A 3221-nucleotide genomic window follows, 5' to 3' on the forward strand; every position below is an offset into this window, starting at 1 on the left:
TGGTGGTATTGTAGACGATTTAATTATATATAAAGTAAAAGAGGAAACTTACTTATTAGTTGTTAATGCAAGTAACATTGAAAAAGATTGGAACTGGATTAGTTCTAAAAACGATGTAGGAGCAGAAATGAAGGATCTATCTGAAGATTATTCTTTACTAGCAATACAAGGCCCAAAAGCAGTAGAAGCTATGCAAAGTTTATCTAGTCATGACCTTGCAGACATTAAGTTTTATAATTTTGTAGTAGGTGATTTTGCTGGTATCGAACATGTCATTATATCAGCAACAGGATATACAGGAAGTGGTGGATTCGAAATTTATTGTAAAAACAACGAAGTAAAACAAATTTGGGATAAAGTTGTAGAAGCTGGAGCAAAACCAATTGGCTTAGCAGCAAGAGATACTTTACGATTAGAAATGGGATATTGCCTATACGGTAATGATATAGATGATACAACCTCGCCTCTAGAAGCTGGTTTAGGGTGGATTACAAAATTCACTAAAGAATTTACAAATTCTGAAGCATTAGAAGCACAAAAAAAGCGAGGTGTAGAACGAAAACTTGTTGCTTTTGAATTAGACGAAAGAGGAATTCCAAGACAAGGTTACGATATTGTAGATGGACAAGGTAAAAAAATAGGAGAAGTAACCTCTGGTACAATGTCTCCTTCATTGGGGAAAGGTATTGGTTTAGGGTATGTACCAAAAGTATTTTCTACTGTAGATAGTAAAATAAATATACAAATACGTAAAAACGCAGTACCAGCAACTGTAGTAAAATTACCGTTTTACAAAGGATAATGTACTATGGATTTTCAAAATATAATTGAAGCAATACACAACAACTTAAAACAATCTCCAGAAAAAGGTAGTGTTGCAACATATATTCCAGAATTATCCAAGCAAAGTAATGAAAGCTTTGGCATTCATTTACAACATATAAATGGGAGCACATTTCAAACAGGAGATTGGAATGTGCCCTTTTCTATACAAAGTATATCTAAAGTTTTGGCCCTATCTAAAGCCATAAATTTTGAAAACAACAACATCTGGAAGCGCATGGATGTTGAACCCTCAGGAAACCCTTTTAATCACTTATCTTTATTAGAGTTAGAAAACGGTATTCCAAGAAACCCTTTAATAAATGCGGGAGCAATTGTAGTTGCAGATATATTAGTCTCACACTTTAAAAATCCAAAAGAAGACTTTTTAAATTATATAAGAGTTATTGCAGACGATCCAACAATTAACTACAATAAAGAAGTTGCCATTTCTGAGCAAAAAACAGGATTTAGAAATTATGCAGCAGCAAACCTCTTAAAAACCTTTAATAACCTTAACAATGATGTAGAAATCGTTTTAGATTTCTATTTCCATCAATGTGCCATAGAGATGACTTGTGCGCAGCTCTCCAAAGCATTTTATATCTTTGCCAATAAAGGTAAATGCATTAATAATAAACAACACATTACATTACAACAAGCCAAAAGAATAAACGCAATTATGCTTACCTGTGGATTTTACGATGAAGCAGGAGAATTTGCTTTCGAAGTTGGTTTACCCGGAAAAAGCGGTGTTGGTGGCGGCATCGTTGCATTATTACCAAATAATTATATTATTTCAACATGGGCACCTGGATTAAATAAAAAAGGGAACTCACTGTTAGGAATGCAAGCCTTAGAACAATTTACTACAAGCACAAATCGTTCTATCTTTTAAACATTATATTACTCCCCTAATAATTTAATGAAACACACCAAAGACACAAAAAACACAATACTTATTATTGGTGCAAGCGGATTTATAGGCGAAGCCATTTATAAAGAACTCTGCCCCTATTTTAGAACCTTTGGAACCTACCGTACAGATAATTACGCCTACGATAAAAATAAGCATTACTTCCAATACGATGTAGAAGAAGATGATATTTACGAAATATTAGAAACCGTTAAACCAACAGTAATTATATCTGCATTGCGTGGTAATTTTTCAGCACAAGTAATAGCACATAACCATATTACCGATTATATATTAACAACAAAAGCAAGGTTATTATTTTTATCGTCTGCCAATGTATTCGATGGCTATAGTAAATACCCAAGTTATGAGTTAGACAAAACCCTAAGTCATAGCATGTACGGCCATTTTAAAATAAAAATAGAAAATATGCTCTTACGGTTACCAAAAAAGCAAATAGCAATATTACGTTTACCAATGGTATTTGGTAATCAATCGCCAAGAATAAAAGAAATAAAAGCGTTTTTAAAAGAAAAACTACCAATAGAAATTTTTCCTAATTTAATAATGAATGTTACAACAGACTCTAAAGTAACACAGCAAATACACTACATAATAAATCAACAAAAACACGGTATATTTCACTTAGGAAGTAACGATTTAGTACACCATGATGATTTTATAAAAGAAATTAGCGAAACATTAAACATTGCAAAACCGTTATTTAAGCAAGTATTTACAACTAATGATGACCGTTATTTAGCCGTTTTACCCAAGTACAACAAACTCCCCAAACACCTACAATTAAACAGTCAAGAGATTTTAAAGTTTCTAGATGTTTAGTAATCGGTTAAAAATGCTTAACTTTTAAATTGAATTTAAACATACAACAGATGTCAAAACTTACAGAACAAGAAATAGAAAAACGATTAAAAACATTACAAGAATGGGACTATTACGATAATGCTATACATACAGAATACGAGTTTGAAAACTTTAAAGACTGTTTTAGTGCCATGAGTCGTATTGCATTCGAGTGCGAAGCCTTAAACCACCACCCAGACTGGTCTAATACCTACAATATATTAAATATAACCCTATCTACACATGATAAAGGAGGCGTAACCGATTTAGATTTTAAATTAGCACAAGCCATCGAAAGCATTGTTGAAGAGGAAGAATAAGTGTTTTCTACCTTAAAAACAGGCCTTTTTTGTAATCTCTCATTTCATGCTTCAATTTATTAAATGATCAATAAATTTTTAATCTTAACCCTCAGTTTTTTTACGCTATTTACCTTTTCGCAAGACAATGTTAATTTTTGCGAACAAATACAAGCCGTACAAACACTTGTAAAAACAAAACATTACGCGCCTAAAACGTTAAACGACAGCACATCTAAAGCTATTTTTAATCTGTTTATAAAGCAATTAGATGAAGATAAAAACATCTTTACGCAACAAGATATTGAAACCCTAAAAAC

5 protein-coding genes are annotated in these 3221 nt (G+C 32.2%); all 5 read left to right on the top strand.

The genetic code is table 11. From position 1 onward, the window contains the following. A partial coding sequence (gene gcvT, locus ACVC2P_RS07960) for a glycine cleavage system aminomethyltransferase GcvT (RefSeq protein WP_452597948.1) occupies positions 1-802 on the top strand: 802 nt, incomplete at its 5' end. 6 nt (positions 803-808) lie between these two features. Beyond that, positions 809-1720 carry a glutaminase gene (locus ACVC2P_RS07965; protein WP_452597949.1) on the top strand — a complete coding sequence of 304 codons (912 nt, stop codon included), beginning with the start codon at positions 809-811 and terminating at the stop codon, positions 1718-1720. A gap of 27 nt (positions 1721-1747) precedes the next feature. Continuing rightward, complete coding sequence (locus ACVC2P_RS07970) at positions 1748-2581, top strand: sugar nucleotide-binding protein (protein WP_452597950.1); 834 nt, start codon at positions 1748-1750, stop codon at positions 2579-2581. A 50-nt stretch (positions 2582-2631) separates the two neighbouring features. Then, positions 2632-2922 carry a 4a-hydroxytetrahydrobiopterin dehydratase gene (locus ACVC2P_RS07975; RefSeq protein WP_452597951.1) on the top strand — a complete coding sequence of 97 codons (291 nt, stop codon included), beginning with the start codon at positions 2632-2634 and terminating at the stop codon, positions 2920-2922. Between the two features lie 63 nt (positions 2923-2985). Next, positions 2986-3221 (top strand): hypothetical protein (locus tag ACVC2P_RS07980; RefSeq protein WP_452597952.1); only part of this gene is annotated, 236 nt, incomplete at its 3' end.

It is taken from the genome of Pontimicrobium sp. MEBiC01747 (genome assembly GCF_053601635.1).